Raw genomic sequence first — 24952 nt, forward strand, 5'->3', positions numbered from 1 at the left:
CGGCAGCCAACCAAACGCAGCGCGGCGCGATGGTTCCATATCAAGTAATTTTGCCCAAAATGTAAACATTATACGTCAAATGTGCAATAAATATGCATTCCGCGCCAAAATTCGCACTTGACATTTTAGTTAGCTAAAGAGATTGAGCCCAATTTAATGCTGACATTTTATAATACTACCATATCTAAAAAGTCAAGTCAAGAAAATCAAGCAATAGATTTAGTTGCTAAAAATATCCTGTAGCCTTTATCCTTCGTTACCTCTTCTACATCGCCAAATAGCGATTCCAGCTTGGCTTCCGCCGATGGCGCACCTTGCTTCTTCTGAATAACAACCCACATCTTGCCGCCGGGATTTAATAGATTGTACCCCTCTTCAAAAATACGATGGACAACCTGTTTGCCCGCCCTGATAGGAGGGTTGGTCAAGATCACGTCATAACGGTTATTCTTCACCGATTCATAGATATCGCTTTGGACAATCGTAACATTAGAAACGCCATTAAGCTTCGCATTCTCTTTTGATAGCTCAACCGCACGTTCATTAATGTCGATCATGGTTACATGCCCCTCCGGTGCAAGCTTCGCCGCAGTTAATCCGATGGGCCCGTAACCGCACCCGACATCGAGTACTTGAGCAGATGGCGCAAGAACGAGCGCATCCAGCAGCACACGACTGCCATAATCGACACCTGATTTGGAGAAAACGCCGGCATCCGTCATAAATCGCAGCGAATAGCCTCGAAGGTTCGCCTCATGTATTTGCCTATCATGCTTCACTCCCGGAGTTTGAGAGTAATAGTGGTCTGACATCTCTATGGCCTCCTGTCAATCGCTCTATATCGCTTAAACATGCAACGAACCCCTTGAAACGTGACGTTTCAAGGGGCCCGTTATTATAGCTTGAAGCGATATTACTTCACTTCTACAGCAGCGCCAGCTTCTTCAAGCTTAGCTTTTACTGCTTCTGCTTCTTCTTTAGCTACTTTTTCTTTGATTGCTTTTGGAGCGCCGTCAACCAGGTCTTTCGCTTCTTTCAGGCCAAGACCTGTGATTTCGCGAACAACTTTGATTACGTTGATTTTGGAAGCGCCAGCGTTGTTAAGGATAACGTCGAATTCAGTTTGCTCAGCAACTTCTGCTGCGCCGCCTGCAACAACTGCAACTGGTGCAGCAGCAGTAACGCCGAATTCTTCTTCGATTGCTTTAACAAGATCGTTCAGTTCAAGAACAGTCATAACTTTGATTGCTTCCAAGATTTGCTCTTTAGACATGGTTATACCTCCGAAAGTGGTTGATTTTTTTTGTTTTATGCCGCCTTCCGGGGAAGGTCGGCGGTTCGTTCGTATAAACGACGGTTTAACTTAAGCTTGTGCTTCTTTTTGCTCGCCGACTGCTTTAACCGCAAGCGCGAAGTTGCGCATTGGAGCTTGCAGGACGCTGAGGAGCATGGAGAGCAAGCCTTCGCGGGACGGAAGTTCCGCCAGTGCTTTAATCTCTTGTGCACCTACTACTTTACCTTCAACAACGCCGCCTTTAAGTTTCAGAGCGTCGTTCTTTTTAGCGAAATCGTTCAAGATTTTCGCTGGTGCTACAGCATCGTTGACGCTGAAAGCAATGGCTGTAGGACCAACCAGAATGCTGTTCAGATCGGACAATTCCGCAGCTTCAGTCGCACGGCGAACGAGCGAGTTTTTCAGAACTTGGAACTCAACACCTGCTTCGCGCAGTTGTTTACGAAGTTCAGTTACTTGCGCAACGTTCAATCCGCGGTAGTCAGCAACAACAGTGCTGGAGCTCTCACGAAGCTTCGCTGTGATTTCTTCAACCGCTTGTTGTTTCTCTTGGATGATTTTAACGTTAGCCAAACTGTACACCTCCTGTAATAGTTGTACATCCCGTTTATATGACGAGCTTCCTAATGCCTAGGGTGCATGAGAAAGGCCTCCACAGCGACTGCGAAGGCCATGATATATCGCTGCCGTGAAGTTAATCACGCGCAAGCTGTATTTATCATAACACCTCGGTAGGAAATTAAGCCTTGCGGCACCTACTGTCTACGGTATGCGTATTCGAATGTTAATTCCGTTCTCGTTAAACTTAACGGTAAACCGCTGCGTTTACGCGAGCGCCAGGGCCCATTGTCGAAGAAACGGAAATGTTTTTCAGGTAAACCCCTTTAGCTGCTGCCGGTTTAGCACGGTTCAAAGCGTCGATCAGAGACTTAAGGTTTTCGTTAAGTTTCTCTGCGTCGAAGGAAACCTTGCCGATTGGAGCATGGATTTGACCTGCTTTATCAAGACGGTATTCGATTTTACCAGCTTTGATTTCTTGAACAGCTTTAGTAACGTCGAATGTTACCGTACCCGCTTTAGGGTTAGGCATAAGGCCTTTACCGCCGAGGATACGACCCAGTTTACCAACTTCAGCCATCATGTCCGGCGTTGCTACGCAGACGTCGAATTCGAACCAGCCTTGTTGGATTTTGTTGATCATGTCGGAATCGCCTACGAAATCAGCGCCAGCAGCTTCTGCTTCTTTTGCTTTATCGCCTTTAGCGAATACCAGAACGCGTTTAGTTTTACCAGTACCATGCGGAAGTACAACAACGCCACGAACCGCTTGGTCTTGTTTACGAGGGTCAACGCCCAGACGCACAGCTACTTCAACGGACTCGTCGAATTTTGCTGTAGCGGCTTTCTTCACAAGCTCGATTGCTTCCAAAGACTCGTAAGTAGCTTCGCTGTTAATCAACTTAGCAGCTTCTACATACTTTTTGCCGTGTTTAGCCATTTGAGTTTTCCTCCTTTGTGGTTGTAGCGGAAAATTCCCCTTTTGGGACTCCTCCCACTTGTACGAAGCATAACACTTCGCCGGGCTGCACCTAATCGGTCGCCCATGTGCTTACCGACCGCAAGCGGTCAGTCGCACAATTAGTCAACGATAGTAACACCCATGCTGCGTGCAGTACCTTCAATCATAAGCATCGCTGCCTCAACGGAAGCCGCATTCAGGTCGGGCATTTTTTGCTCGGCGATTTCACGAACTTTCGAACGTTTAACCGTAGCAACTTTCTTTTTGTTTGGTTCACCGGAACCTTTTTCGATACCTGCTGCAACGCGGAGCAATACTGCTGCCGGTGGAGTTTTAGTTTCGAAAGTGAAGGAACGGTCTTCAAACACTGTGATAACAACCGGGATAATCAATCCCGCTTGATCTGCAGTACGAGCATTGAATTCTTTACAGAACGCCATAATGTTAACGCCTGCTTGACCAAGTGCTGGACCAATCGGCGGAGCCGGATTAGCTTTACCTGCAGGAACTTGCAGTTTGACCATTTTGATAACCTTTTTTGCCATGACTTACACCTCCTTACACAAGTAATCCCAAACTGCGGAAACCGGATTGTTATATCTTCTCCACTTGAGTGTAGTCCAGCTCAAGCGGGGTCTCCCTGCCAAACATGTTGACATGTACCTTAAGCTTGGATTTGTCGAGCAGAATCTCTTCTACTGTACCAACGAAATCTGCAAAAGGACCTACTTTGACGCGCACGGTTTCCTTCAGGTCGAATTCAATCTTCGGCTTAGGCTCTTCCATGCCCATATGCTTCAGAATTTGTTCTACTTCGTCTGGCATAAGCGCAATTGGCTTGGAACCAGAACCGGTTGACCCTACAAATCCTGTGACGCCCGGCGTATTGCGAACAACATACCATGAATCGTCAGTTTGAACCATCTCCACGAGGACGTAGCCGGGGTAGACTTTACGTTGAACAGTCTTTTTCTTACCGTCCTTCTCTACCACTTCTTCTTCCATCGGAACCAGAACGCGAAAGATTTTGTCTTCCATGCCCATCGATTCGAGGCGACGCTCCAAATTGGCTTTCACTTTGTTCTCATAACCGGCGTAAGTGTGTACGACATACCATCTTTTTTCCATTCCAATCCACCTTTGGACCCTTCTTAAACAATCAGATTAACTAGAGACGAGATCCCGATGTCAAGAAGCCAAAAGTAAATCGTCACAAACGCGATCGTTAGAAGTACGACGATCGAATAGCTTGTCAACTCTTTACGGTTTGGCCAGCGAACCTTCTTAAGTTCTGCCCAGCTGTCGGCAAAGAAACTAAACGTTGTTCCGAAGCTTTGCTTCAGTTTAGCCAAAAATGCCACGTCAACACCTCCAATGACTATCTCGTCTCGCGATGAGGAGTCTGCTCGTTACAGAACTTGCAAAACTTCTTCAACTCGATGCGGTCGGGGTGATTGCGTTTGTTCTTGCTGCTCGCATAGTTTCTCTGTTTGCAGTTTGTGCATGCCAACGTGATTATTACCCGCATTGAATTACACCTCCCGAACTGCTAAATAACGGTTCACAACGCCATATGTAGTATGACATTGCAACTACGGCCCCAATACAAAACAAAGCCTCACATCAAGGCCTACCTAAAACAATTTATCACATGGCCTATTCCAATGTCAATGGAAACATAGGCCCTGCCATATCGAATATTATGGAAATATGGCGACACCAGGACGCTCGTCTCTACCATTATCGTCACAATTCCCGCTTTTAAAACTTAAAATGAGCTGCCCTCCGATGCCGGCTTGATACCGGATGAGAGAACAGCTCATATCCACTCTATACGATGAATAAAGATTGATAGCTTATCCACTAAGATCCCGAACTTCCAAGTAACGCTCGAGCTTGCGCTTAACACGCTGCAGCGCATTGTCAATCGACTTCACATGTCTGTCAAGGTCAACGGCAATCTCCTGATACGATCTGCCATCCAGGTACAGCATAAGCACCTTTCGCTCCAGATCGCTTAGAATCTCGGACATCTTGTCCTCGAGACCAACAAATTCCTCTTGGTTGATGATAAGCTCCTCCGGATCAGATACCCGGGTGCCGCAAATTACGTCAAGAAGAGTACGGTCAGAATCTTCGTCATAAATCGGCTTGTCCAAAGAAACATAAGAGTTAAGAGGAATATGCTTCTGCCGGGTAGCCGTCTTTATGGCCGTAATAATCTGCCGCGTAATACATAACTCCGCAAAAGCTTTAAAGCTAGCAAGCTTATCCCCTTTAAAGTCGCGGATAGATTTATAGAGTCCGATCATGCCTTCCTGCACGATATCTTCCCGATCGGCCCCGATAAGGAAGTAAGAACGCGCCTTGGCACGGACAAAGTTCTTATATTTGTTGATCAAATATTCAAGAGCCAGACTGTCGCCGTTACGAACCGCTTCTACGATATCCTCGTCAGAACTGCAGTCATACTCAAGCGTACTCCATTTTTTGAGGTCGATGCTCACGAACTATCCCTCCGGCCTGCAAGGCGTACGCCGCTAGATTCATATGCAACTTATTTCCATGGCTTCCTGCCACATCGATTTAAACAAGGCAAAATAGCGATAAAACTGCCGTTCACATCACTAAATATAGAGTCAGTATACATTATGTAATCTTACACCGTCAACCAATTTGCCGTTTTGGGAGAGTCGTTTTAATAGAAATTCTGTAATTTTATGGATGAAAAAGAGGATTATTTACCGCCGCGACGAAGTCGCTCCAGCTTTGTTCGCACTTCAAGACTGAGATTACCGTCGAGCGTGTTGCGCTTGACCGGTATATCCTCCCGCAAAGTCAGCTCAATTTGCTTGCGATTCTGCTGAATATTGATTAGCAGCTCGCGAGCCGACAGCCGGAGTGCTCCTTTACCAAAAGCGACATGCTGCTCGACAAGGTCGGAGGTGGCGACAAATACATTGCGCCGTCTGGCCGTCAATTCCGTAACCAGCCGCTCAATGCATTCGTCTGCCGTTTCTTTCTCTTTCGTATAGACAATCGTAAGCTTGTGATGCCGATAAGTTGCGCCAAGTCCGGGCACCTGATGGGCATCAAAAACAACATATACCGTCATGCCCGAGAAGCCTTGGTAATCGGCCAGCATATCCAGCAGCTTGTCCCGCGCTTCCTCCAGATCAATCTCCTTCAGCTTCTCAAGCATTGGCCAGGCGCCGATCATATTATAGCCGTCCACCAGCAAAATATCATTGCGCCGGTTCATCGGCTATACACTCCGGCGCTGCCTGACCACTTCGTACATCAAAACGCCCGCTGCCACGGATGCGTTCAGGGAATTAAGACGGCCGTGCATCGGCAGCTTGACAAGAAAATCGCATTTTTCCTTGATCAAGCGGCCCATGCCTTTACCTTCATTCCCGATGACAATTGCAAGCGGCAGATCGAACTTTGTCTTGTATACATCCTGCGGAGCACTTACGTCCGTGCCCGCTACCCATACGCCCTCTTCCTTCAAACGGTCGATCGTCTGGGCAAGGTTCGTCACCCGCGCTACGGGCACATGCTCGGCCGCGCCAGCGGATGTCTTGAGCACCGTTGCCGTCAAGCCAACCGAACGGCGCTTCGGAATAATAACGCCATGGACCCCGGTGCATTCCGCCGTACGCAAAATGGAGCCTAGATTATGCGGATCCTCAATCTCATCGAGAATAAGCAGGAACGGCGTTTCGTTCAGTTCGCGGGCTCTCGCCAGCAGATCCTCAATCTCTGCATACGCAAAAGCAGCAGCCTGCGCAACAACGCCTTGGTGCTGTACGCCCTCCACCATGGTATCCAGCTTGCGCTTGTCCACAAACTGCACGATGACGCCATGCTGCTTAGCTTCCGCCACGATCGGCTGAGTCAGGCTCTTCTGCGCGCCCTCCGCGATCCAGATCTTATTAATATCACGTCCGGAACGAAGCGCCTCCATAACAGGATGCTTGCCGGCAATCATTTCTTCTTGGTTGTAACGTTCAGTCACGCTTGTCCCTCCTTCTCTTCCTGATGGTCTTCCGACTGCGGCGCAACTGCTGCCGCAAACAATTCATGCAGACGTTCAATCCGTCCTTCATAGTACAAATAGCCGACCAAACATTCGAGCGCGGTAGCCTGCCGGTAATCAGCCGGGTCCGCATTCTTGGGCGGTGCCCCGGATTTCGTATTGCGGCCGCGCCTTACGATATCCGCTTCCTCTTCCGTCAGCATCGGCTGCCATTTCTCAAGCAGCTTGCGCTGCGCCTTCGCCGATACGATCTTGGTCGCTTCCTTGTGAAGATGATGCGATTTATGATTAGGCAGCGACACCAGGTACTGCCGGACCAACAGCTCAAATACGCTGTCTCCTACGTAAGCGAGCACAACCGGATTAATGAGCTGCGTCTTCTTGGACGGACGATGGAACAGAAGCCCCGCTCCTGCTCCACCTCCTTGTCCCGCTTCCTCTAAGCTTAAGCTTGCATGTTCTCGTTCATTGCTGTTCAATATGACACTTCCTCCAATCGATTTGCGGCAGAGTTCTACAGGCGCCGCCAGCGAATCCCTTGCGGAGTGTCCTCTAACGCAATGCCTTTTTCGGTGAGCAGGTTACGGATTTCATCCGCTCTTGCCCAATTCTTCGCCGCACGTGCTTCCGTCCGTTCAACAATAAGCGCATCGATCTCGTCATCCAGAAGTTCGGCATCAGTACCCGCTTCCGGCAGTAATCCCAGCACCGTGTTCATTTGCTCAAGCGCCGCCAGCAATGCGGCAATTCCTTCCGACGAAGCGTCTGCGCGGTTCATGTACTGGTTCGCTTCCGTAACCAGCTCGAATACGGCGGTAATCGCATCCGGCGTATTGAAGTCGTCGCCCATCTTCGCTTCGAATTGTGCTTTAAGCTGAGCGATTCTGTCGCCAAGCTCCCCAGCAGCAGCACCCTCTGACTGACCGTCAAACGTGGAAAGCCTGTGCTTCAGGTTAGCCGCGCAATTCGCGATCCGATCTACGCTGTTCTCGGCTTGAGCGATTGTCTCATCCGTGAAGTTAAGCGGGCTGCGGTAATGCGTCGACAAAATAAAGTAACGGATAGCCGCCGGCTTCACGCGCTTTACCAACTCGTTAACCGTAATCCCGTTGCCAAGGGACTTGGACATCTTCTCGTTGTTAATATGAATGTAACCGTTATGCATCCAGTAGTTTGCAAGCTGCTTGCCGGTCAATGCCTCGGATTGGGCAACTTCGCACTCATGATGCGGGAATTGCAGGTCATGGCCGCCGCCATGGATATCAAGCGTATCGCCCAAATATTCGCGCGCCATCGCCGAGCACTCAATATGCCAGCCCGGACGTCCCGGTCCCCAAGGGCTTTCCCAGTTAATTTCGCCAGGTTTTACGCCTTTCCAGAGCACGAAGTCCTGCGGATTTTCCTTGCGCTCGCCAACCTCGATCCGGATGCCGAACTGCAGCTCCTCCAGATTCTGATGCGACAGCTTGCCGTATTCCTCGAATTTCGAGGTGCGGTAATACACGTCGCCTTCGCTTGCATAAGCATAGCCTGTGTCGACAAGGCCTTGAATAAACGCAATGATCGATGGGATATGCTCGGTAACCCGCGGGTTCAACGTTGCCTTATGCACGCCTAGCGAAGCAATATCCTCGTTAAACGCGTTAATGAACTTATCGGCAACCTCCGGAACCGTAAGTCCGAGTTGCTCCGCCTTCTTGATAAGCTTATCGTCTACATCCGTGAAGTTCACAATGTAGTTGACGTCATAACCCGCATACTCCAGGTAACGGCGTACGACGTCGAAGAAAATAACCGGGCGCGCGTTGCCGATATGAATATAGTCATAGACCGTTGGTCCGCAGACGTACATTTTTACTTTTCCCGGCTCCTGCGGGACAAATGCTTCCTTTGATCGGGTCAGCGTATTGTAAATTTGAACATTCATGATCTCGTTTCTCCTCCAGCTACTGGCTCGCGAAGCCTCTCGACTTCGGCCTTTAAACTATCTATTTCCCTTTGCATTTCGCGGAACATCTCAATGACGGGGTCCGGCAGCTGCTTATGGTCAAGCCGGTCTCCGACCCGTTCGCCATTACGTCTGACGACACGCCCCGGATTGCCCACGACGGTACAGTTATCTGGCACCTCCCGCAGGACAACGGCATTCGATCCGATATTCGAATTATCGCCAACACTAAACGAGCCTAATACTTTGGCGCCGGAACCGATGACAACATTGTTGCCGATGGTAGGATGGCGTTTGCCTTTTTCCTTGCCGGTCCCTCCAAGCGTTACGCCCTGATAAATAACGACATCATCACCGATCTCGCATGTTTCTCCAATCACTATACCCATTCCGTGGTCGATGAACAACCGCTCTCCGATCGTTGCTCCCGGATGAATCTCGATCCCCGTCATAAAACGGCTGAACTGCGAGATGATCCGCGCAAGCGTAAACCATCCTCTGCGGAAGAATTTATTCGCAATCCGGTGAGCCCATATCGCGTGCAGACCCGAATACGTAAAGACAACTTCAAATCGACTTCGAGCTGCCGGATCGTTCTCAAATACTGCCTTAATGTCTGATCTAATATGGCGAAACATGCGTGTTCTCCTCTCCCCTGTGCTGCGGCCCCCCGCAGTGAAACAAAGCTAACAAGGTGAAGCTACTCAATGCCTGAAAAATAAAAAAAGCCTCCGCAGCATTTGAAATGCTGCAGAGGCGGGCGTGTAACGTCGCGGTTCCACTCTGCTTGAACGACCAGATTACGAACCATAGCTCAACAACGAGCTTTGGCCCAGCCTAATCCGGCTGTCCGTCTTAAAGCCTGTAACGTTGGCTGATACGTTGCTGCCTACCCCGCTCCGCCGGCTCCGGTATACGAAGCGGTAGGATTACGGATCGGAACAAAGCTCCCAGGTGCAATTTTCCGTCCCCCGAACTAGACAACTTGCAGCCCGCATCCCTACATGCCAATCCTTAACTAGGCTATAGGCAAATGCTGATTGTCCTCTCTGTAAATCCGGCAAAACGTACTTTTCCTGTTCATGGCTTTTTAAGTCATCGAATTGTAATTAGTAACAGTATAGCGAATCACCTTAAAGGTGACAAGGAATTTATAACACCGCTTGTCAACCTCGTCCGCATTGGGTAATGCTTAACCCAGACGATTCTTAAGACGGTTAACCACCTTATCGCGGCCAAGAAGGGCGATGGACTGGTTCAGGTCGGAGCCATGCGTCTGGCCCGTAAGCGCAGCGCGAATAGGCATAAACAGCTGCTTGCCTTTGAAGCCCGTTTCCTTCTGAACCGCTTTGATCCAGTCTTTAATGCCGTCAACGGTAAAGGCGGAAGCTTCGCTATCTTCGATCTTCGCAAGGAACGCAGTCAGGACAGCCGGTACCTGCTCTTCGGCAAGCACAGCCTTAGCTTCCTCTTCATCCTGGACCGTATCGAGGAAGAACAGCTCCGTAAGCTCTACGATGTCCGACGCTGCGCGTAGCTTCTCTTGATAGAGAGCAGCAAGTGCCGTAACCCATTCACGGTCAGCGGCATCCAGTTGCTCGCCCAAGCGGCCAGCCTTTTGCAGATGCGGCAAACAAAGGTCGACGAGACGCTCGAGGTCGATCTTTTTCATGTATTCGCCGTTCATCCAGCTCAGCTTCTGCGTGTCGAATACGGCAGGGTCTTTTGCTTAGACGTTCAGCCGTAAATACGTTTACCAGCTCGTCATGAGAGAACATCTCCTGCTCGCCTTCAGGCGACCAGCCGAGCAAAGCAATAAAGTTGAACAGCGCTTCCGGCAGATAGCCAAGATCGTCGTATTGCTCGATGAACTGGATGATCGACTCGTCGCGCTTGCTGAGCTTCTTGCGGCTCTCGTTCACGATCAGCGTCATATGAGCGAACTTCGGAGCTTCCCAGCCAAGCGCTTCGTAAATCATCAGCTGGCGCGGAGTATTCGAGATATGATCCTCGCCTCGCAGCACGTGGCTGATCTTCATCAGGTAATCGTCGATGACGACGGCAAAGTTGTAAGTCGGAATGCCATCCTTTTTCACGATAACGAAGTCGCCCATCTCCGCCGTATCGAAGCTGATCGAGCCTTTGACCATGTCGTCCCACGCAAAGGTTTTGCCTTCCGGCACACGGAATCGCACGCTGGCTACGCGGCCTTCCGCTTCAAACGCCTGGCGTTGTTCCTCCGTCAGGTTGCGGTGGCGTCCGGAATAACGAGGCGTCTCGCCGCGGCTCATCTGCTCTTCCCGCTCCTGCTCAAGCTCTTCTTCCGTGCAATAGCAACGGTAAGCAAGGCCGCGGTCAATCAAGTCCTGCCAATATTCCTTATAAATATCAAGGCGCTCGGTCTGACGGTAAGGGCCGTAGCCTCCACCGATGTCAATGCTCTCATCCCAGTCGATGCCAAGCCATTTCAAATATTTCAGCTGGCTCTCTTCCCCGCCTGCCACGTTGCGTTTCACGTCGGTATCTTCAATCCGGATAATAAATTTGCCGCCCTGGCTGCGCGCATACAAATAATTAAATAAGGCCGTTCTGGCATTACCGATATGTAAATGACCCGTCGGGGACGGTGCATAACGGACTCTCACTTCTTGTGTCATCGCTAATAACCCCTCTCGTATAACTAAACCATTACTTGATTATAACATCCTGGATCAAGCAGACAACCGATTGGGAGGCAATTCCTTCGCCTCTGCCGGTAAAACCAAGCTGCTCGGTCGTGGTCGCCTTCACGTTCACCTGCTCGATGTCCGCTTCCAGCGCGCGCGCGATAATTTCCGCCATTTGCGGTATGTAAGGCGCCATCTTCGGACGTTGGGCAATAATCGTCGAATCGCAGTTGCCAAGCTTGTAGCCCCGCTCCTTCGCCAGCGCCCATACGTGTTCAAGCAGCTTCAGGCTGTCGGCGTCCTTGAATTCTTCGGAAGTATCCGGGAAGTGCTTGCCGATATCGCCAAGCCCAAGCGCCCCTAGAATCGCGTCCGTAATCGCATGCAGCAGCACATCCGCGTCGGAATGGCCCAGCAGTCCCTTCTCGTAAGGAATCGTTACGCCCCCGATAATGCAGGGACGGCCCTCCACCAGCTGATGCACGTCAAAGCCTTGTCCTACTCGAATCATTGTTTGTTCTCCTCTCTCCTGCGTTTCTCTAACAAAAATTCTGCCCAGGGCAGATCATCCGGCGTCGTAATTTTGATATTCGTATAGTCGCCTTCCGCAATAACGACAGGCGCGCCTGTACGTTCCACCACCATGGCATCATCCGTACCGAGAAAATGCTCCTCTGCCGCGCGCTCATGCGCTGCGGTCAGCAAATCACGACGAAAAGCTTGCGGCGTTTGTATCGCCCACAAGCTTCGGCGGTCCGGCGTTGAAACGATCAGACCCGTGTCGTCTACCTGTTTGATTGTATCCTTGACCGGTACGGCCAAGACGGCAGCGCCGTTCTGCTCGGCTTTCCCGCAGCAGGCGCGTATCGCCTTTTGCGTTACAAGCGGCCTCACGCCGTCATGCACCATCACCCACTCGGCAGCCGGCGACAACGCCTTGATTCCCGCAAAGACCGAATGCTGGCGCTCGCTTCCCCCGGCTACCACGGCCGTCACTTTGCCAAGCTTATACTCCTCGACAAGCCCGGTGCAGCGCTCCACGTCCTCCGCGCCAACCACAAGCGCTATATCTGCTATCTCGTCCATCGCTTGGAATAATTCCAGCGTATGCACGAGAATCGGCTTACCGTGCAGCGGCAAATATTGCTTGCTTTCTGCGGTTCCCATCCGCGAGCCGCGTCCGGCCGCAACGACAACCGCTCCCCAATGTGCATTCATCGCCCAATCTCCCTCGTACGTATAAACAACTACTCCCTACTATACAAGGTTACAGCGCTTTTTCCAACAGCTTCGGCTTCGCGAATATCATCCGGCCTGCAGATGTTTGCAGAACGCTTGTTACAAGAACTTCCATCGTGGTACCGATATAATCGCGTCCGCCTTCCACAACGATCATTGTGCCGTCGTCCAGATAAGCGACGCCCTGTCCATGCTCTTTGCCGTCCTTAATAACTTGTACGATAATTTCTTCACCGGGCAGGACGACGGGCTTCACTGCATTAGCCAAGTCATTAATGTTCAGTACCGATACACCTTGCAGCTCGCATACCTTGTTCAAGTTGAAGTCATTGGTAACAACCTTGCCTTTAAGGGCTTTCGCCAGCTTGACCAATTTACTGTCCACCTCGCTTATTTCTTCAAAGTCTCCTTCGTAGATAAGCACCCGAACATCTAATTCCTTTTGAATTTTGTTCAAAATATCAAGTCCGCGGCGTCCCCGGTTACGCTTCAGCAGATCCGAAGAGTCCGCAATATGCTGCAGTTCCTCAAGCACGAATTCCGGAATAACGAGAGTTCCTTCGATAAATCCGGTCTTGCAGATATCCGCAATCCGGCCGTCGATAATTACGCTGGTGTCCAGAATTTTATGCTCTTCAAAGCCACCCGCCTCATCAGCCACCGGAGCTGACTTGCGCAGTTCCAGCATCGCCGATGCCGCTGCCGCCAGCTCGTCCTTCTTGCTAAGACCGATTCGAAGACCCAAGTAGCCGAAGAACAGGGACATCACGGCCGGAATCAAAAGCCCCGGTCCGCCAAGCTTTGCTACCGCCGGGTACAAGAGCGCGGACAAGAACAATCCCGCAAGAAGCCCGCCGCTGCCGGCCAGTAAATCCTTCATCGGCATTTCGGCCGTTTGATCAATACCGCGCTGCATAAACTTCATAATTCGTCCTGCAGCCATGCTCGCAACAAGAAGTCCAAAAAGTGCCCCAATCGCGAAATAATACACGCTAGTTCCTTGCCAAATACCAAGCGACGATTGCGTCCAGCCTTCTATGCTATTCGTTCTGCCTTCTACTTCGAGCCCAGCCAATCCGCCAAATAATAGACCGGCCATTTGAATAATTCGTTTCATCATAAATACCACCTCCATTACAATTATGTTCCAATAATGGACGGACTAAACGGCGGTTCGTGAATGATTTTTCATTTTGAAATGATAGCGGGGTATGTTTATAATGGAATTAGCAGTTAAAGCAGATGAAGCTGATGAAAGAGGTGGAATCGATGAGTGCTCCTACACTGGAACAATTCCAGCAGCAAGTATCAGAACTATTGCTTAGGCATCGAAGCCTGCTGGACGTTATGTCCAAGTTTGGTCAGTCCGGTACATCCGTTAACCGCGCGGTGACGAAGACCGTAACGGACTGTGGTTGTATTGAACTCAATGCACGCAAGCAAGAGTATGCAGATGAACCAAATCTCGAGAGTGCCAAATCTACGCTTCAAAGTCATATCTCTGGCCATGTATGCGAATCCTGCCGCGACGTGCTCAAATCCGAGCTCGGACGGAATCTGTTCTACATGACCGCCATGTGCAATCTGCTTGATATTAAATTAGACGAAGTTGTCGCCAAGGAATACGATAAATGTTCTACCCTCGGATTGTTTAACTTAACGTAAGGAATACGAAAAAAGGAGCTGCTCCTTGCCTCGTTTATAACGAGTGCAGGGAACAGCTCCTTCTTTTTTTATGCATTTTTAGGCAGTCGTCTCCGATTGCACATTCTCTTCCTGTACTTCTTTGGCGCGGCGTTTCCGGACGCGTTTCTTCACGCGGCTGTCAACGTTTTTTTTTAGACCGTAAAGCGCATATAACAGCATCGGTACAAAGATAATTTTAGATAACTGGTCAGGGAATTGGATCCCAAGGAAAATAGCCAGCGCGACCACAAACGGAATCGCCCAGATCGCACCCTTGGAAATGCCGATTTTTTTAAAGTTCGGATATTTAATCGTACTAACCATAAGCAAGGAAAGCACCAGCGTGCTCAATAACAAGACTGAGACTGCAATATCATCCTGGAACAGCGCAAGCGTGCACAACACGCCTCCTGCAGCAGGAATAGGAAGGCCAATAAAGTAACCCGGTTTACTGGCTACTACGTTAAATCGGGCCAGCCTCAAAGCACCGCAGATCGGGAACAGTGCGGTAATAATCCAGGCAATGGTCGGGTTAAGCTCTTGAAAGGCAACGACATACATAATAAAAGCCGGCGCCACGCCGAACGAGATCACATCGGATAACGAATCGAGCTCTTTGCCGAACTCGCTTTGCACGTTCAGAGCACGTGCTACACGGCCGTCCACGCCATCAAGCAGCATCGCTATAATAACCATCATCGCGGCTGTCTCCGGCTTTTCATTAAACACGAGAATAATGGCGGCTATTCCTAAGAATAAGTTTCCGACCGTGAGAAGGCTCGGTATCGACTTAGTGATCATCTATTCCACCTCTTCTCTACTATGCCCTAAAACCGTTTACTAATGTATGTTTGGAATACGGTACACATTCCATCCATTGTATGAGATTTAAATTTGTCTGTCAATGAACATCTGCTCCTGGATCCGCTTCAAGCCGTCCTTGATCGCGCGCGCGCGAACCTCTCCAATACCGTCCACTTCGTCAAGCTCATCAATGGTTGCCATCAGGATATGAGGCAGACGACCGAAGCGCTCAATCAGATTGTTCATGATAATTAATGGAAGGCGAGGGATTTTATTGAGCAGCCTGAAACCTCTCGGCGATACCGCTTCCTCCACCATGGCGGCGGTATGCGTGTAGCCGAGAAGACGGATAATCGGAGGCGCATCCAGCAGATCTTCCGCGCTGAGCTTCTTGAGCGCTGCACGGATTTCGCGGATTTTGTCATCCGTATTATCCTTGGCATAATCCTTGAGCAGATACCAGGCATCTTCGTCAACGCCGTTTACAAGCTCCTCCATCTGCATGGCGATGAGCCGGCCTTCCGTACCAAGCTCGGTGACATAACGCTTGATTTCCATTTTGACGCGCAGAACCATTTCGACGCGCTGCACGACATGCGCTACTTCTTGCAGCGTCACCAGCTCCTCGAATTCAAGGGCCGACAGGTTGGTGAGCGACTGGCTAAGTACGACCTTATATTTCTCAAGCGTTTGAATCGCCTGATTGGCCTTCGTTAATATAACGCCCATCTCTTTGAGCGAATAACGCAAATTACCTTGGTACAGCGTAATGATATTCCGGCGCTGCGAGATCGATACGACAAGCTTGCCGGTCTGCTTCGCTACCCGCTCCGCCGTACGGTGCCGGATACCGGTCTCAATCGAAGAAATCGAGTTGTTCGGGATAAGCTGCGTATTCGCATACAAAATCCGCTTCATATCCTCGCTCAGGATAATGGCTCCATCCATCTTGGCGAGCTCATACAAGTAGTTAGGCGAGAAATCGCAGTTGATAGAGAAGCCTCCATCCACGACCTCCATCACTTCGGGACTGTACCCGACAACAAGCAGCGCACCCGTTTTGGCCCGAAGTACATTATCAAGCCCATCACGGAACGGGGTGCCTGGTGCGACTAATTGCAAAAGCTGGTTCATTATTTCTAGCTGACTTTGTTCCTTCATCATTTGCCCCCTATCCAAGTGCCGCGGACAGCGCTTCTGCTACCGTACTCACGCCGATAATCTCGATGCCTTCCGGCGGCTTCCAGCCCTTTAAGCTTTTCTCCGGCATAATGACCCGCTTGAAGCCAAGCTTCTCCGCTTCCTTCACCCGCTGCTCGGCACGGGATACCGCACGAACCTCGCCTGTCAGGCCCACTTCGCCGAAGATAACGTCATAGGGGCGCGTAGGTGCATCGCGAAAGCTTGACGCCAGCGAGACTGCAGCCGCAAGGTCAACTGCCGGCTCATCCAGCTTCACGCCGCCCGCCACATTTAAATAGGCATCCTGCGTCTGCAAAAACATACCGATCCGCTTCTCTAATACCGCAATAATTAATGCCATCCGGTGATGATCGATTCCTGTGGACATCCGCCGCGGCGACGGGAAATTCGTTGCTGCGACAAGCGCCTGAAGCTCAACCAGCACGGGTCGGGTTCCTTCCATACTGGCTACAACCGTAGAGCCGGATACGCCAAGCGGGCGCTCCGACAGGAACAGCTCTGACGGATTGGCCACTTCTCGAAGGCCTTCTTCACCCATTTCGAATATGCCGATCTCATTAGTGGAGCCAAACCGGTTCTTAACGGCCCGGAGCAGCCGGTAAGTATGATGCCGCTCGCCTTCGAAGTACAGCACGCAGTCGACCATATGCTCCAGCAGACGGGGACCGGCAATTGCGCCTTCTTTCGTCACATGCCCGACAAGCACGGTAGCGATTCCTTTGATTTTTGCTACCCGCATGAAGTGAGCGGTACATTCCCTTACCTGGGCGACGCTGCCCGGAGCAGACTGAACGTTTGGATCATACACCGTCTGAATGGAGTCGATGACGAGAAAATCCGGCTGGACCGATTCAATCGCATCGTTAATTTGCTCCATGTTTGTCTCGCAAAGGACAAAAAGGGATTCCGTCAGAGCACCAAGCCGGTCAGCGCGGAGACGCGTCTGCCGGACGGATTCCTCCCCGGAAATATAGAGCACCTTCAGCCCCTTTGAGGCCAACGCATGCGAGGTTTGCAACAGCAGCGTGGATTTTCCGATTCCGGGATCTCCGCCTACCAGAATTAGCGAGCCTGGCACAACGCCTCCGCCCAGCACCCGGTTAAGCTCCTGCAACCGTGTTTCAATACGCGGTTCCTGCCCACTTTCTATATGTATGATGGATTGCGGCTTTTCTTTCGTCTGAGCCACGCGAAGACCGACACCTTGTGTTTTGACAACGGTCTCTTTTTCCTCCACCATCGTATTCCAAGACTGGCAGCCCGGACATTTCCCCAGCCATTTCGGCGATTCCGTCCCGCATTCAGTACATACAAACTTTAGCTTTATCTTTGCCATACTAGGCTCCTTTTAACAAGCGTTACCATTTAAAAGTTTACCATTTTATCCGTAGGGTATAAACCCCTTCTTACGAACTAATGTACGGACCAACAGATTCCAGTCAGTAAAAAAGCCTTCCTTATTCCAACATCGGAATAAAGAAAGCTTTTGTTAAATGATGCAAAAGTATAAGCTGCAAAAATTATGAGATTGCCGCAGCTTCTCTGGATACGAGAATCCGGTGCGTGGTAAGCTGAGAGCCCAGCATAATACGCTCGCCTTCTCCATCCTTTCCTTTACCGCCGTCCGCCTGTTTATTTCCCCTGTGGGCATGCGCCTGACGGAAGGAATCGCTGTTCACCCAGCCCTCGAAGGAAGCTTTGGTCTCCCAGGTCGTGCTTACCTTCAGCTCATCGTAGTCAGCCAGCCCTTCGGTCAGCATAACCTCCATGCGAATAAAACCGGCGGACTGCTCAATGCCTTTGGTCTTCTGGAACCGCTCCGCTACCTCTTCCCCATGGCCTTTTTTTACCTTTATCGTATTCGTCACAACGATCATAATAAGCCCCTCCATCTTCCCACAGCTTCTATGTTTAAAACCCTTAATTGCTAAATAATCCTTATTCCAAGCATATACGATAATGATTCTCATTGTCAAATGGAGTGGGTAAAACAAAAGCTGCCCGGCGAGGGATTCCCTCACCCAGGCAGCCTGGTTGTTTTCTTGCTTATTTTGCTGCCGGCTCTTCCGGGACAGCTTCGGATTTGTTAACGGTCAACCCGCCGTCTTTCTCGTCAATCGTGAAGGAATCGCCTTTGCGGATCTTGCCAAGGAGGAGATCCTCTGACAGCCGGTCTTCGATATGCTTCTGAATCGCACGGCGCAGCGGACGCGCACCGTATTGCGGGTCGAAGCCTTCCTTCGCGAGGAACGCCTTCGCGGAATCGGTGAGGATGAAGTCCACCTCTTGTTCGCGCAGCCGTTTGCGAAGCTCGTCGGACATAAGCGTAACGATTTGAGCGATATGCTCTTGCTCCAGCGAGTGGAACACGATTGTTTCGTCGATCCGGTTCAGGAACTCCGGACGGAAGCTTTTCTTCAGCTCTGTCATCACTTTATCCTTCATTTGGTTGAACTCGCGGCCCGAATCCTGTACGGCTGTAAAGCCCAGCGAGGAATTACGTTTGATTTGATCCGCGCCAACGTTCGAAGTCATAATGATCAGCGTGTTGCGGAAGTCGACCACTCTGCCTTTGGAATCGGTCAGACGACCATCTTCCAGTACTTGCAGCAGGATGTTGAACACTTCCGGATGCGCCTTCTCGATTTCGTCGAGGAGGACAACGGAATATGGCTTGCGGCGTACTTTCTCGGTCAGCTGACCGCCTTCTTCGTAGCCCACATATCCCGGAGGCGCTCCGACGAGACGGGACGTGGAGTGTTTCTCCATATACTCCGACATATCAATGCGGATAACCGCGTTCTCGTCGCCGAACATCGCTTCCGCGAGTGCGCGGGCTAGCTCGGTTTTACCTACCCCGGTAGGACCAAGGAAGATGAACGAACCGATTGGACGTTTCGGATCTTTTAAGCCTGCGCGCGCTCTGCGGATGGCTCTCGATACCGCCTTAACCGCATCTTCTTGGCCGATTACGCGGTCATGCAGGATATCTTCCATCTTGAGCAGACGCTCAGTTTCTTCTTCCGCCAGCTTGCTGACCGGAATACCCGTCCAGCTTGCTACAACCTGAGCGATATCTTCAGGCGTTACCTCGGAATCGGTGCGGCCTTGTTTTTCTTTCCATTGGTTCTTCGTTACGTCGAGCTCTTCACGGATTTTTTGCTCCGTATCGCGAAGGGCTGCCGCTTTCTCGAACTCCTGGCTTTGAACCGCTGCGTCTTTCTCCTTGCGGATATCCTCCAGACGATTCTCCAGCTGTTTGAGATTAGGCGGTACCGTATACGAGTTAAGTCTCACTTTCGAGCTCGCCTCGTCGATCAGGTCGATCGCTTTGTCCGGCAGGAACCGGTCCGTAATATAACGATCGGACAGCTTCACGGCTTGCACGATTGCATCATCCGTAATTTTTACGCGGTGGTGAGCCTCATAACGGTCACGCAGGCCGTGCAGAATTTGGATGGCTTCTTCCGGCGATGGCTGGTCGACCGTAATCGGTTGGAACCGGCGCTCAAGCGCGGCATCCTTCTCGATGTATTTGCGGTATTCATCCAGCGTTGTTGCGCCGATGCACTGCAGCTCGCCGCGGGCAAGCGCAGGCTTTAGAATATTGGATGCATCAATCGCGCCTTCAGCGCCGCCTGCACCGATCAGCGTATGAAGCTCATCGATGAACAGAATGATGTTGCCGGCTTGGCGAATCTCATCCATGATCTTTTTCAAGCGGTCTTCGAATTCGCCGCGGTACTTCGTGCCGGCTACAACGGAGCCCATATCCAAAGTCATAACGCGTTTGTCGCGAAGTGTCTCTGGGATTTCGTTTGCGATAATCTTTTGAGCAAGACCTTCTGCAATCGCGGTTTTACCTACGCCCGGCTCACCGATTAGAACAGGATTGTTCTTGGTACGGCGGCTGAGCACCTGGATTACGCGCTCGATTTCCTTGCTGCGGCCGATAACCGGATCCAAATTACCCTCGCGGGCATAAGCGGTCAGGTCACGGGCTAAGCCGTCCAGCGTTGGCGTACTCACATTGGATGGAGAGCCATGGCTGCTGGATACCGCTTCGCTGCTGCCCAGCAGCTGCAATACTTGCTGGCGCGCTTTGTTAAGGCTAATGCCAAGGTTGTTCAGAACCCGGGCTGCTACGCCTTCTCCTTCGCGAATCAGACCAAGCAGGATATGTTCTGTGCCTACGTACGTATGGCCAAGCTTTCTTGCTTCGTCCATCGACAGCTCGATAACCTTTTTCGCGCGTGGCGTATAAGCAATATTAGTTGGCTGCTCTTGACCGCGGCCGATCAAAGCCTCCACTTCATCCTGAATTTTCTCAAGTCCAAGACCAAGGCCGATTAAAGCCTTCGCTGCAATGCCTTCCCCTTCGCGAATCAGGCCGAGCAAAATATGCTCCGTACCAATATTATTGTGACCAAGACGAACCGCTTCCTCCTGCGCCAAGGCGAGAACCTTTTGCGCTCGCTCCGTAAAACGTCCAAACATCATGTTTCATGCACCCCCATGCTCGGTTTGACCCCGCAATTGATTGCGGATTAATTCGGCCCTGCGGTAATCCCGCTGATCAGCGCTCATCTTCTCGTTGAACGTCTGCTGCAGGAACCCGGGCTGCGTCATTACAATTAATTCATTTAAAGATTGGCTCGTGACGTGATCCAGAAGCCCCAGATCGACGCCTAGCCTTACATCGGACAGCCGTTGCGCGGATTCCTTGGAATCCATCACCGCCGCGTAAGACAAAATGCCGTAAGAGCGCCTTACCCGGTCCTCGATCCGAAGCCGAGACTCGGACATCAGCCGTTGGCGGGCTGCTCTCTCATGCTCGATAATCTGCTTGGCTACTCCGTGCAAATTATCGATGATTTCGCCTTCAGTCTGTCCCAGCGTAATCTGATTCGATATCTGGAACAGATTCCCCAGCGCTTCGCTGCCTTCGCCATACATTCCCCGGACAGCGAGGCCGACCTGCGTGACAGCCGATAAAATACGGTTAATCTGCTGAGTCAGCACAAGTGCCGGCAGATGCATCATAACCGATGCGCGTATTCCCGTCCCTACATTCGTCGGACAGGTGGTCAAATAACCTCTCTGCTCGTCGAACGCGTAATTGGTTTCTTCCTCGAAAATATCATCGATCTGGTTCGCCAGTGTCCAAGCCTCTTTGACTTGAAAACCGGGATACAGGCATTGAATACGAAGATGATCCTCTTCGTTGATCATTATGCTGACCGATTCATTCTCGCTTAGAATGACCGCCCCGCCGCGTGACTCGTTAGCCAGGTTAGGGCTAATCAGATGCTTCTCCACCAATACCCGTCTTTCCAGCTCGCTAAGCTCCGATAAAATAATCGTTTCGAAATGTCCTACCGGATCCAGCTTGCCGGATTGCCCTATTGCAGTGAGCTGATTCATGACCTCAAGCGACTGCTGATTGGTAGCAAGCATCGGGAATGGATACTGCCGCATATTTCGCGCAATGCGTACTCGGCTGCTAATGACGATATCCGAGTCAGGTCCAACTCCCTTCATCCAATCGCTTAACGCTTGCTCAGAGAAACGATGACTCGCCAAGAGTAAACCTCCTTCGTGCGCCTTACAGTTCTACTATTTTACGCTCCAGCTCACGGATTCGATCACGAATCTGAGCCGCGCTTTCAAATTCTTCTCGTTCGATACGGCTTTGCAAATCCCGCCGCAGTTGTTCAATCTCTCGCTTGTACTGAATTTGGCCGCCGGAACGCTTCGGTATTTTACCGACATGGACCGTATTGCCATGTACACGTTTCAGCAGAGGATCTAACTTCTCGGTAAATTGACGGTAGCAGTTGCTGCAGCCGAACCTGCCGATCTTGCTGAATTGCGCGTACGTTAACCCGCAGTGGTCGCAGCGGATCATCTGCTGTTGCTTGGCGCTGTTTGCGCCGTTAGTGCTGCTCGGATCAAAATCGAGAAGGCCCGACAGCAGACTGTGAATAGAGAACCCGTTTGGAGCGCCGGGGATACCTTCACCCCGTTCCCTTGCACAGGATTCACAGATGTGAAATTCGGTCTTTTCACCGTTCACGATTTTCGTAAAATGAAGCGTTGCCGGCTTCTTGCCGCATTCTTGGCAAATCAAGCCGAATCCCCTCCTTCCGGTGTAACCTTCTCAGGCGCTTATTTGGCTAATAAAGATATCAGCATGGAGCGCAGTAACCTGGCTCTGATCTCATCGCGAAGCGGCAGCTTGACGGCAATGGTGTCGCGGTCAACCGCGGCCCGAAGCAGGTTCGCTTCCCGTTTCGTAATTAGTCTTGCCTCCTCCAGCTGATAAATCAGCCCCTCCGCCACGCTTTGCTCGACGCAATCGCCAATCGTTTGATGGATATGGAATTGAATCGTCTTAAGCGCCGGCAAGTCTACCCGCTGAATGCGGATATAACCGCCGCCGCCGCGCTTGCTTTCAACCATGTATCCCTTCTCCAAAGTGAACCGGGTACTGATTACATAATTGATCTGCGACGGAACGCAGGAAAACTTGTCTGCCAGTTCATTGCGTTGAATCTCAACGGCGCCTTCCGGGCTTTCCTGCAACATCTGCTTCAAGTACTGCTCGATGAGATCGGAAATGTTACGCAAATTTACCAACCTCCTGGCGACATGAGCTGTGGATGCATTTGTGGAAATGCTGCCCCAACTGACTTTGACTTTCTTTGACTTTAACTTTATTATACGCAAAAATCAGGAAAGGTCAATACATGGAATTTCAATTTTCTGATAATTTAACAATCATACTATCGCCATTATCTAGCATGGTGCGGATGGATGCGATTTATACACAGTCCGTCCCATTAACACACAGCTGCAGCTGTCCTACGAGCCGTTCATCCACTGACTACTCACATTTGTGCATAAACGCTATGCAAAATGCTCGAGCAAGCAAAAGGCTCTATATTGTTATTAAACCGTTGTGGGGAGTTTATAAACAGGATAAGGAGAAAAGGGAAACATCTCTGGCAGGCGGGTGTTGTCTATCCACGGAGTTATTCAGTTATCCAGACCGCAAACGCGCATAAAATAAGGGGATTTGACGATTTATGCACAACTTCATCTACAAAATACAGATAAGTTGTAATTGAGTGACTATTCACATGTGGATATCAAAACAAAAAAGCAGCTTAATCCCAATGTGGATCAGCTGTTCAGGTTGTGGATGAATCGTTGATAACTATGCGGAAACAAAAAACCTGTCGCGTAATGCGACAGGCTCTTCATTGCTTGGCGACGTCCTACTCTCCCAGGACCCTGCGGTCCAAGTACCATCGGCGCTGGAGGGCTTAACGGTCGTGTTCGGTATGGGAACGCGTGGTTCCCCTCCGCCATCGCCACCAAACGTAAGGCGTTGCTTTCGAAGTACGTTTCTTGCAGAAACGTTTCGGGATTTGCGCCTTGAAAACTGGATGCGAAAGTTTGAATTCCTTAAGTGTTCCGATTGTTACACCGGGGTCCCCGAAAAGTAATCGGAATAAGCTGCAACGCTTAACTTCACTTTTTGGGGGTTGTTTTAGGATAAGCCCTCGACCGATTAGTATTCGTCAGCTCCACACATTGCTGTGCTTCCACCCCGAACCTATCAACCTCGTCGTCTTCAAGGGGTCTTACTAGTTGGGAAATCTCATCTTGAGGGGGGCTTCACGCTTAGATGCTTTCAGCGCTTATCCCGTCCGTACTTGGCTACCCAGCGGTGCTCCTGGCGGAACAACTGGTACACCAGCGGTACGTCCATCCCGGTCCTCTCGTACTAAGGACAGCTCCTCTCAAATTTCCTGCGCCCGCGACAGATAGGGACCGAACTGTCTCACGACGTTCTGAACCCAGCTCGCGTACCGCTTTAATGGGCGAACAGCCCAACCCTTGGGACCTACTTCAGCCCCAGGATGCGATGAGCCGACATCGAGGTGCCAAACCTCCCCGTCGATGTGGACTCTTGGGGGAGATAAGCCTGTTATCCCCAGGGTAGCTTTTATCCGTTGAGCGATGGCCCTTCCATTCGGTACCACCGGATCACTAAGCCCGACTTTCGTCCCTGCTCGACTTGTTGGTCTCGCAGTCAAGCTCCCTTATGCCTTTGCACTCTCCGAATGATTTCCAACCATTCTGAGGGAACCTTTGGGCGCCTCCGTTACATTTTAGGAGGCGACCGCCCCAGTCAAACTGCCCACCTGACACGGTCCCCGAACCAGTTTCATGGTTCCAGGTTAGAACTTCGATACGATCAGGGTGGTATCCCAACGTCGCCTCCACACAAGCTGGCGCTCATGCTTCTCAGGCTCCCACCTATCCTGTACAGATCGTACCAAAGTCCAATATCAAGCTGCAGTAAAGCTCCATGGGGTCTTTCCGTCTTGTCGCGGGTAACCTGCATCTTCACAGGTATTAAAATTTCACCGGATCTCTCGTTGAGACAGCGCCCAAGTCGTTACGCCATTCGTGCGGGTCAGAATTTACCTGACAAGGAATTTCGCTACCTTAGGACCGTTATAGTTACGGCCGCCGTTTA

The 24952-nt window shown here is 50.8% G+C and carries 26 protein-coding genes, 2 rRNA genes, 1 pseudogene and 1 other annotated feature (1 of these 30 cut by a window edge); of the genes and pseudogenes, 1 reads left to right on the plus strand and 28 read right to left on the minus strand.

Translation table 11 applies throughout. The annotated features are described in order from the left end of the window. Positions 1–206: 206 nt before the first annotated feature. From PJDR2_RS28630 to PJDR2_RS28710, 18 genes and pseudogenes are all read right to left on the minus strand, one after another. Positions 207–812, minus strand: coding sequence for a class I SAM-dependent methyltransferase (locus PJDR2_RS28630; protein WP_015847235.1), 606 nt, complete (start codon positions 810–812; stop codon positions 207–209). Between the two features lie 101 nt (positions 813–913). Next, positions 914–1273: a 50S ribosomal protein L7/L12 gene (gene rplL, locus PJDR2_RS28635; protein WP_015847236.1), complete on the minus strand. Its 360-nt coding sequence runs from the start codon at positions 1271–1273 to the stop codon at positions 914–916. Positions 1274–1363: 90 nt separating this feature from the next. Further along, positions 1364–1867: a 50S ribosomal protein L10 gene (gene rplJ / locus PJDR2_RS28640; RefSeq protein ID WP_015847237.1), complete on the minus strand. Its 504-nt coding sequence runs from the start codon at positions 1865–1867 to the stop codon at positions 1364–1366. A 59-nt stretch (positions 1868–1926) separates the two neighbouring features. After that, positions 1927–2080: a sequence feature (ribosomal protein L10 leader region), on the minus strand. A 19-nt stretch (positions 2081–2099) separates the two neighbouring features. After that, on the minus strand, positions 2100–2792 hold the full coding sequence (gene rplA / locus PJDR2_RS28645) for a 50S ribosomal protein L1 (protein WP_015847238.1): 693 nt from the start codon (positions 2790–2792) through the stop codon (positions 2100–2102). Between the two features lie 140 nt (positions 2793–2932). Further along, positions 2933–3358, minus strand: coding sequence for a 50S ribosomal protein L11 (gene rplK / locus PJDR2_RS28650; RefSeq protein ID WP_015847239.1), 426 nt, complete (start codon positions 3356–3358; stop codon positions 2933–2935). A gap of 49 nt (positions 3359–3407) precedes the next feature. Continuing rightward, on the minus strand, positions 3408–3941 hold the full coding sequence (nusG, locus tag PJDR2_RS28655) for a transcription termination/antitermination protein NusG (protein ID WP_015847240.1): 534 nt from the start codon (positions 3939–3941) through the stop codon (positions 3408–3410). Between the two features lie 23 nt (positions 3942–3964). Further along, positions 3965–4174, minus strand: a complete 210-nt coding sequence (gene secE, locus PJDR2_RS28660; RefSeq protein ID WP_015847241.1) for a preprotein translocase subunit SecE — start codon at positions 4172–4174, stop codon at positions 3965–3967. A gap of 17 nt (positions 4175–4191) precedes the next feature. Further along, positions 4192–4341 (minus strand): 50S ribosomal protein L33, encoded by a 150-nt coding sequence (gene rpmG / locus PJDR2_RS32650; RefSeq protein ID WP_015847242.1) that lies wholly within the window; start codon positions 4339–4341, stop codon positions 4192–4194. Between the two features lie 328 nt (positions 4342–4669). Continuing rightward, positions 4670–5320, minus strand: coding sequence for an RNA polymerase sporulation sigma factor SigH (gene sigH / locus PJDR2_RS28665; protein ID WP_015847243.1), 651 nt, complete (start codon positions 5318–5320; stop codon positions 4670–4672). A 230-nt stretch (positions 5321–5550) separates the two neighbouring features. Continuing rightward, entirely contained in the window at positions 5551–6075 is a 525-nt protein-coding gene (locus tag PJDR2_RS28670) for an NYN domain-containing protein (RefSeq protein WP_015847244.1), read from the minus strand. Positions 6076–6078: 3 nt separating this feature from the next. Then, positions 6079–6807, minus strand: coding sequence for a 23S rRNA (guanosine(2251)-2'-O)-methyltransferase RlmB (rlmB, locus tag PJDR2_RS28675; protein ID WP_041614742.1), 729 nt, complete (start codon positions 6805–6807; stop codon positions 6079–6081). A gap of 23 nt (positions 6808–6830) precedes the next feature. Continuing rightward, positions 6831–7334, minus strand: coding sequence for a Mini-ribonuclease 3 (locus PJDR2_RS28680; protein WP_015847246.1), 504 nt, complete (start codon positions 7332–7334; stop codon positions 6831–6833). Between the two features lie 35 nt (positions 7335–7369). Next, complete coding sequence (cysS, locus tag PJDR2_RS28685) at positions 7370–8782, minus strand: cysteine--tRNA ligase (RefSeq protein WP_015847247.1); 1413 nt, start codon at positions 8780–8782, stop codon at positions 7370–7372. Further along, positions 8779–9441: a serine O-acetyltransferase gene (cysE, locus tag PJDR2_RS28690; protein ID WP_015847248.1), complete on the minus strand. Its 663-nt coding sequence runs from the start codon at positions 9439–9441 to the stop codon at positions 8779–8781. Before cysE ends, cysS begins: the two co-directional genes overlap by 4 nt. A 554-nt stretch (positions 9442–9995) precedes the next feature. Continuing rightward, positions 9996–11460 (minus strand): annotated as a pseudogene (gene gltX / locus PJDR2_RS28695) (glutamate--tRNA ligase). Positions 11461–11491: 31 nt separating this feature from the next. Beyond that, positions 11492–11980 (minus strand): 2-C-methyl-D-erythritol 2,4-cyclodiphosphate synthase, encoded by a 489-nt coding sequence (gene ispF / locus PJDR2_RS28700; RefSeq protein WP_015847249.1) that lies wholly within the window; start codon positions 11978–11980, stop codon positions 11492–11494. Beyond that, entirely contained in the window at positions 11977–12687 is a 711-nt protein-coding gene (ispD, locus tag PJDR2_RS28705) for a 2-C-methyl-D-erythritol 4-phosphate cytidylyltransferase (protein ID WP_015847250.1), read from the minus strand. The genes ispF and ispD overlap by 4 nt, the downstream gene beginning before the upstream one ends. A 49-nt stretch (positions 12688–12736) precedes the next feature. After that, on the minus strand, positions 12737–13828 hold the full coding sequence (locus PJDR2_RS28710; protein ID WP_015847251.1) for a PIN/TRAM domain-containing protein: 1092 nt from the start codon (positions 13826–13828) through the stop codon (positions 12737–12739). A 149-nt stretch (positions 13829–13977) separates the two neighbouring features. Here PJDR2_RS28710 and PJDR2_RS28715 point away from each other — a divergent pair, with 149 nt between their 5' ends. Continuing rightward, entirely contained in the window at positions 13978–14373 is a 396-nt protein-coding gene (locus PJDR2_RS28715) for a hypothetical protein (RefSeq protein ID WP_015847252.1), read from the plus strand. A gap of 78 nt (positions 14374–14451) precedes the next feature. Here the strand turns inward: PJDR2_RS28715 and pssA are convergent, their stop codons facing one another. The 10 genes from pssA to PJDR2_RS28765 form a co-directional block, all read right to left on the minus strand. Further along, the gene (gene pssA, locus PJDR2_RS28720) at positions 14452–15195 is read right to left on the minus strand and encodes a CDP-diacylglycerol--serine O-phosphatidyltransferase (protein WP_015847253.1); all 744 of its coding nucleotides are present in this window, start codon (positions 15193–15195) and stop codon (positions 14452–14454) included. An 87-nt stretch (positions 15196–15282) separates the two neighbouring features. Then, positions 15283–16359, minus strand: a complete 1077-nt coding sequence (gene disA / locus PJDR2_RS28725) for a DNA integrity scanning diadenylate cyclase DisA (protein WP_015847254.1) — start codon at positions 16357–16359, stop codon at positions 15283–15285. Positions 16360–16369: 10 nt separating this feature from the next. Continuing rightward, complete coding sequence (gene radA, locus PJDR2_RS28730) at positions 16370–17737, minus strand: DNA repair protein RadA (protein WP_015847255.1); 1368 nt, start codon at positions 17735–17737, stop codon at positions 16370–16372. 184 nt (positions 17738–17921) lie between these two features. Further along, entirely contained in the window at positions 17922–18278 is a 357-nt protein-coding gene (locus PJDR2_RS28735) for an antibiotic biosynthesis monooxygenase (RefSeq protein ID WP_015847256.1), read from the minus strand. A 169-nt stretch (positions 18279–18447) separates the two neighbouring features. Further along, on the minus strand, positions 18448–20901 hold the full coding sequence (clpC, locus tag PJDR2_RS28740; RefSeq protein ID WP_015847257.1) for an ATP-dependent protease ATP-binding subunit ClpC: 2454 nt from the start codon (positions 20899–20901) through the stop codon (positions 18448–18450). Between the two features lie 3 nt (positions 20902–20904). Further along, positions 20905–21942, minus strand: a complete 1038-nt coding sequence (locus tag PJDR2_RS28745) for a protein arginine kinase (protein ID WP_049790185.1) — start codon at positions 21940–21942, stop codon at positions 20905–20907. 64 nt (positions 21943–22006) lie between these two features. Continuing rightward, a complete protein-coding gene (locus PJDR2_RS28750) occupies positions 22007–22531 on the minus strand; it encodes a UvrB/UvrC motif-containing protein (protein ID WP_015847259.1) in 525 nt (174 codons plus the stop codon). A 38-nt stretch (positions 22532–22569) separates the two neighbouring features. Beyond that, positions 22570–23031, minus strand: coding sequence for a CtsR family transcriptional regulator (locus PJDR2_RS28755; RefSeq protein WP_015847260.1), 462 nt, complete (start codon positions 23029–23031; stop codon positions 22570–22572). Positions 23032–23668: 637 nt separating this feature from the next. Beyond that, positions 23669–23785 (minus strand): 5S ribosomal RNA (gene rrf / locus PJDR2_RS28760). Positions 23786–23957: 172 nt separating this feature from the next. Beyond that, positions 23958–24952, minus strand: a 23S ribosomal RNA gene (locus PJDR2_RS28765); it runs 1938 nt beyond the window's last position.

Source organism: Paenibacillus sp. JDR-2, assembly GCF_000023585.1.
In the GTDB taxonomy this organism is placed as follows: domain Bacteria; phylum Bacillota; class Bacilli; order Paenibacillales; family Paenibacillaceae; genus Pristimantibacillus.